At 64.1% G+C, this 6,221-nt stretch carries 6 protein-coding genes; 3 read left to right on the forward strand and 3 right to left on the reverse strand.

All coding sequences use genetic code 11. The features are described from left to right. Window positions 1–13: 13 nt before the first annotated feature. Window positions 14–346, reverse strand: a complete 333-nt coding sequence (locus AB4850_RS14895) for a hypothetical protein (protein WP_414440574.1) — start codon at window positions 344–346, stop codon at window positions 14–16. 279 nt (window positions 347–625) lie between these two features. Between AB4850_RS14895 and AB4850_RS14900 the strand changes: the two genes are divergently transcribed. Together AB4850_RS14900 and AB4850_RS14905 are read left to right on the forward strand one after the other, a co-directional pair. Then, window positions 626–1,519 (forward strand): alpha/beta fold hydrolase, encoded by an 894-nt coding sequence (locus AB4850_RS14900; RefSeq protein ID WP_414440575.1) that lies wholly within the window; start codon window positions 626–628, stop codon window positions 1,517–1,519. Between the two features lie 131 nt (window positions 1,520–1,650). Further along, window positions 1,651–3,948, forward strand: a complete 2,298-nt coding sequence (locus AB4850_RS14905) for an ATP-binding protein (protein WP_414440576.1) — start codon at window positions 1,651–1,653, stop codon at window positions 3,946–3,948. Window positions 3,949–4,020: 72 nt separating this feature from the next. On the opposite strand, the gene AB4850_RS14910 is transcribed toward AB4850_RS14905, so the two are convergent. Then, window positions 4,021–4,575 (reverse strand): NADPH-dependent FMN reductase, encoded by a 555-nt coding sequence (locus AB4850_RS14910; protein ID WP_414440577.1) that lies wholly within the window; start codon window positions 4,573–4,575, stop codon window positions 4,021–4,023. Between the two features lie 350 nt (window positions 4,576–4,925). Continuing rightward, entirely contained in the window at window positions 4,926–5,282 is a 357-nt protein-coding gene (gene arsC / locus AB4850_RS14915) for an arsenate reductase (glutaredoxin) (protein ID WP_414440578.1), read from the reverse strand. A gap of 252 nt (window positions 5,283–5,534) precedes the next feature. On the opposite strand from arsC, the gene parA reads away from it, so the two are divergent. Continuing rightward, complete coding sequence (gene parA, locus AB4850_RS14920) at window positions 5,535–6,197, forward strand: ParA family partition ATPase (RefSeq protein WP_414440579.1); 663 nt, start codon at window positions 5,535–5,537, stop codon at window positions 6,195–6,197. The last annotated feature ends 24 nt before the right edge of the window (window positions 6,198–6,221 follow it).

The following is a 6,221-nucleotide window of genomic DNA, read 5'->3' on the forward strand; positions in this document are numbered from 1 at the left end:
CGGGCTCGGCCGCTTACGCGAACACCATGTCGCGTTGCAGATCGAGGGCGATCAAGCCCATCGCGCGCGCCAGTTGCAGCACCTGCCGGCGATCGAGGCGCGAACCGATGAAGCTCGTGACCTGGCCGTCGAGATCGGCGGTGAACTGGAAGGTCGCACCGCCTTCGCCGAACCAGGCGCCGGGCACGGCATCCGACTCGCGCCAGGCCAGGCCGTTGATCACCAGCCCGATTCCATCGCGAATCGCATCGACCGCCGCGATCGACGGCGCAATGTCACCGAGATCGTCGAGCGAATACGGACCGGGCGTTTCGGGGCGGCGATAAAAGAAGTAGTCGGTATTCATGACGCGGCTTCATGAAGGGGGACTCCGAAAATTAGCGCGAGATGCGGTAGGAATGGAATAGGCAAATTCTTATTCTGTGGTGTGGCGGAAACAGTTTCGCGAAAATGAAAGCTATTTGTTATGTCGATGCCCGAAATTCGCCGATTTTCGAGACAAGGAGGGGTATCGCGCGCCGTCTCGCAGCAGGCTGGATTCGCTGGCGGGAACCGGCAATCGCGCCGACAATCGCTTCTCGATACGCCGCACCGGCCGCCCCATCCAACGAGAGGAGACATCCCATTGAACGGTTCCGATCCGCACAGCGCACCTCGTGACGAAGCCCGTCTGCCGTTCGTGCTGGTGCACGGCGCCTGGCATGGCGCATGGGCCTATGAACGGGTCGCCGCGGCGCTCGCGGCACACGGGCATGCGAGCCTCGCGCGCGACCTGCCCGCTCATGGAGTGAGTGCCGGCTATCCGGATTCATTCGGCGGGACGGACCTCGACGCGTTCGCGCAGGAGCCCTCGCCAGTCGCGGCCGTCACGCTCGACGCCTACGCCGACCACGTTCTCGACACCATCGACCGCGCCTGCGCGCTCGGCCACGACCGCGTCGTGCTGGTGGGTCACAGCATGGGCGGGCTGGCGATCACGGCGGCGGCCGAGCGGGCCCCCGAGCGCATCGCGGCCATCGTTTACCTGAGCGCCTTCATGCCGGCCTCGGGCGTGGACGGCCTCGATTACGTGCGCGCGCCCGAAAACCGTGGCGAGATGCTGGCCTCGTTGATGTGCGCCAGCCCGCGCGCGGTCGGCGCGCTGCGCATCGATCCGGCCAGCCGCGACCCGGCTTACCAGGCCCGCCTCAAGGAAGCGCTGTTCGCCGATGTCGACGACGCCACGTGCCGCGCGGCGGTGCGCCTGCTGTCGTGCGACGTGCCGGCCGCGCCGTTCGCCACCCCGATCGTCACCACGCCGGCGCGCTGGGGCGCGATCGCGCGGCACTACATCGCCTGCTCGCAAGACCGCGTGATCCTGCCGGCGCTCCAGCAGCGCTTCATCGCCGAAGCCGACGCGTTCACGCCCGCTCTCCCGACCCACGTTCACCGGTTCGACAGCAGCCACTCGCCGTTCCTGTCGCAGCCGCAGGCGCTGGCCGACCGGCTGGCGGCCATTGCGCGCGAAGCGGCCACCTGACGCCTGACACGCGCACGCCGCGCGCCGCGCGCATCGCACGGGAAGGCCCGGAATCGCCGGGGGCCGCCCGCGAGTCGTTTATGATGGCGATCATTCGATACAGGCCATCCCACGCTGCGGTTCCCATCATCATGACGCCCGACCGGCACGACGCCACACGCTCATCATCCGCCGCCGATTGGCAGGACGAGGAGGCGTCGTTTTCGAGCGGCGCGCCCGAGCAGGATTTCGCGGTACGCCGCATCACGCTGATCATCCTGCTCGCCGCGGCGATCGTGCTGCCGTGCGTCTACGTCGCCGTGATGGCGTACAACGATCTGCGCGCGCGCGAGGCCACCGCGCGCGACGTGACGATGCGCACGGTGCGCGTCGCCGAGGAACACGCGCTGAAGGTGTTCGACCTGACCGAAACGCTCGACGCGCGCATCGTCGATCTCGTGCAGGACCTCGACGACCCGGCCATCCGCAACGCCGAAGCCGACATCCACGACACGCTCAACACGATCGGCGGCGGCTACCCGCAGGTGGCGGCCGTGTCGATTTTCGGCGCGAGCGGCATGCTGCTCGCCAACAGCCTCTATTACCCGGCGCCGCACGCGTCGATCGCGAACCGCGACGATTTCATCGGCGTTCGCGACGGCAAGGTCATCGAGCACATCTCGCGGCCGATGCACGGGCCGCTGCGCTCGACCACGCCGAGCCTCGTCTTCAACACCGGCGTGCCGCGCCTTCACAGCGACGGCAGCTTTGCCGGCATGGTGTCGATCGCGCTGAAATCCTCGTACTTCAACGCGTTCTACCGCGACCTGCTCGGCGGCGACAAATCGCCGATGTCGATGGCGCTCACGCGCAGCGACGGCTCGGTGCTCGCCTCGTATCCGCCACCGCCCGACACCGGCGACGAAAAGCTCGACGAGCACGACGCGCCGTTCGTCAACGCCGACGCCCGCAATCCGCGCTCGGGCATCATCCACGTCGAGCACGAGAACGGCTCGAACGAAATCGTCGCGTATCGACAGGTGGGCTCCTATCCCGTCTACGTGACTTGCGCGTATCGCACCTCGGCGATCTGGGGCGCGTGGTACGAGCACCTGAGCGTGCTGTTCATCTCGATGTTCGCGCCGTCGCTGGCGTTGTGGTGCGTGATCTGGCTGTCGCTGAAGCGGCTGCGCGTCGAGGAAGAAGCGTGGGATCGTTGGCAGGCCGAAGCATCGATGCGGCGCTCGATCGAATCCGCCTACCGCCAGTCGCGCAAGATGGAAGCGCTCGGCAACCTGGTGGGCAGCGTCGCGCACGATTTCAACAATCTGTTGATGATCATCTCGAGCAACATCCAGATCGTCCGGTTGCGCGGCACGGCCCTGATCGATACGGAATTGACCGCCATCGAGCGCGCATTGAAGAACGGCCAGTCGCTGACGCGGCAGTTGCTCGGCGTCGCGCGCAAGCAGCCGTTGCGCAGCGAGACGATCGACGTGCCGCAATGGCTCGGCTCGTCGTGCCGCGAACTGCTGAAAACCTCGCTCGGTTCGAAATCGGCACTGATCATCGAGATGCCGCCCGGGATCTGGCCGATTCGCGTCGACATCGCCGAGCTCGAACTCGCGGTGATCAACCTGTCGGTCAACGCGCGCGACGCGATGCCGTCCGGCGGGCGCTTCACGATCGACGCGCAGAACATCACGTTTCGCCGCGAGGATCGCTTTCCGCTGACTGGCGATTTCGTGCGGATCTCGCTATCGGACACCGGCAACGGCATGGCGCCCGAGGTGCTCGCGCATGCATTCGAGCCGTTGTTCACGACCAAGCCGAAGGGCATGGGCACGGGGCTCGGGTTGCCGCAGGTGTTCGCGTTCTGCGAGCGTTCGGGCGGCATCGCGACGATCGACAGCGAGGTGGGGGAGGGCACGACCGTGCGGCTGTATCTGCCACGTGCCGGCGAAAGCAAAAGCGACGGCGTAGTGGCGGCCGCGCCGTTGGTGCTCGAAGCCGCTGCGCCCGACGCCGAAGCGCCGAACGAAGGCCTGCGAATTCTGCTCGTGGAGGACAACGGCGATGTGGCGGCCGGCACCGAAGCGCTGTTGAGCCTGCTCGGCCACCGCATCACCTACGCGGCGAACGCCGACGATGCGCTCGTGCTGATCGACACACCCGCCGATCCCGACGACGACGCGCGCCCGTTCGAACTCGTGATCTCCGACATTCACATGCCGGGCAAGCTCAACGGCATCGATCTCGCCGAGGCGATCGAGAGCCGCCCGGGCGCACTGCCCGTGATCCTCGTGACCGGCTATGCGGAAGAATTGGACCGCACTCGGCGCGTCAGCGCGCGTGTGCTGTCCAAGCCGTTCGATATCGGTTTGCTCGATGAATTGCTGCGCGAGATCCGGCAGGCGCGCGATGCGCGGAAGGCGGCGGCGCGGGCGTGAGTTGCGTTCGGCTGTACGCGGGCGCTGAAGCTGGTTTGCCGTCAGCGCCCGCCGTACACGACCCGTGTCGGGTCAGACGCTCGCGTGACGGCGCACCCACGCCACGTAGCGATCGACGAACGCCTGCAGGAATTTTCGCGTGTCGTCGTTGACGATCTTCCCATCCGCATCGATGCGGCTCGTGTCGTGCTTGATGAACATCTCGGGCTGGCCAAGCGTCGCGATATCGAGGTAGGCCAGCACATTGCGCAGATGCTGCTGCGCCAGCGCCGTGCCGGCCGCGCCCGGCGACGTGCCGAGTATCGCGCCCGGCTTGCCGCTCCACGAATTGTGCCCCCACGGCCGCGAACCCCAATCGAGCGCGTTCTTCAGCACGCCCGGAATCGAGCGATTGTATTCGGGCGTGACGAACAGCAAACCCTGCGCCGCTTCGATCTGCTGCTTGAACGCGGTGGCCTCGGCAGGAAACGCCGAATCGTAATCCTGGCTGTAAAGGGCAAGCGCACCGATGTCGGCGAACTCGAACGAGAAGTCGTCGGGGGCCAGCGAGATCACGGCCTTCGCGAGCGCCCGGTTGAACGATTCGCGTCGCAGGCTCCCGACAACCACGGCAATTCGATAAGTCATCACGTTCTCCTTCCGTTCATTTGAGAATCCGGCCGGATTCGTTCGCGAATGCGCCGTGGCGGCCCATTTACAGGCAAACCAGCGCAAGTCCTGACCCGCGGGCGATCGGGGCCGGCTTTCCACAAGGTTTTCCACAGAAACTGTGGATAACTTTTCGGCGGCGCATGCCGGGGAATCGATATTGACCCGGCAATTACAGCCACGGCCCCTTGCGCCGGGACAGCATAGCGCACAAGTTTGACGATGAAATGCGGTGGAAAATCAGGTCGAAAATGGGGGAAGAAAACGGATGAGAAAGCTGCGACGGGCGATTTCGGACCAACGCAGCAGTTTTTTAAAAACTATAAGAATTATTCGAACAAGGCAGCGACGGATTCCGGGGGACGGCCAATCGCGGCCTTGCCGCCGCGTACGACGATCGGCCGCTGCAGCAGGACCGGGTTGGCGGCGATCGCCTCGTAAATTTCGGCATCGCTGATGCCTTCCGCGCCGAGCCCCAATTCCTTGAACGGAGCCTCGTTGTCGCGAACCATGTCGAGCAGCGGGCGCCCGAGTTGATCGTGCAGCACCTTCAACTCGGCGACGGTCGGCGGCGTCTTCAGATACTCAACGACCTGCACGGCTTCGCCAGCCTTGTTCAAGGTATCGAGCAGCGCCAGCGTTTCGCGGGACTTCGAACAACGTGGGTTGTGGTAGATCGTGATCATTCAGGTGGGCTCGCCAGGGAAACAGGATGAGCGCCTATTGTAGCGACGCGGCGGGGGAGGGCAGTTTATGCGCATAAACCGATCCATTTTCCGCCATCGATACAGCGAGCCAACTGCCGACAAGCACCAAGCCAGCCATCTTTATGCGCATAAACCTCCCCCGAATGGCTAAATCTTGAGCCGACGCACACTTAAAGATTGAAATAAGAAATTCATCGGGTAAAATTTTGACGACCAAAACAGGAGTGAAAATTGGCAGCCGAAATCATTGCGGTCACTCAGCAGAAGGGTGGTGTGGGCAAAAGTACAATCGCCATGCACCTCGGCGCGGCATTTCATGAGAAAGGTAAGCGCGTCCTCGTCGTCGATGCCGACGGCCAAAACACACTCATCCACTGGTCGAGCGCGGCAGGGGAGAGCGACAACGGTATCCCGTTTCCGGTCGTCAACCTCGCTGAAGCCGGTGGGCAGATCCACCGTGAGATCAAGAAGTTCATCAACGACTACGACATCATCGTCGTCGATTGCCCTCCGTCGATCACCGAAAAGGTCTCGGGCGTCGTGCTGCTGGCAGCCACGGTTGCCGTGATTCCGACGTCATCGTCGCCGGCCGATTACTGGTCGAGCGTTGGCCTGGTGAAACTGATCCAGCAAGCGCAGGTCATGAATGAAGACCTGCGCGCGGTATTCCTGCTGAACAAGACCGAAGAGAAACGCATGCTGACGCGAGAGCTGAAGCGTGCGATTGAAGAACTCGGCTTCCCGCTGCTGAAGACCCAAATCCCGACGCGCGAAGCCTACAAGCAGGCGATGGCGCTGGGGCAGACCGTCCTGCAGATGAACGACCGTGGCGCACGACTTGCCGCAGCAGAAGTTCGCGCATGTGCCGACGAAATCGTCGCCATGCTGCCCTGAGTTTATGCGCATAAAGGACCCTGA

The organism is Burkholderia sp. 22PA0106, assembly GCF_047497155.1.
In the GTDB taxonomy this organism is placed as follows: Bacteria; Pseudomonadota; Gammaproteobacteria; order Burkholderiales; family Burkholderiaceae; genus Burkholderia.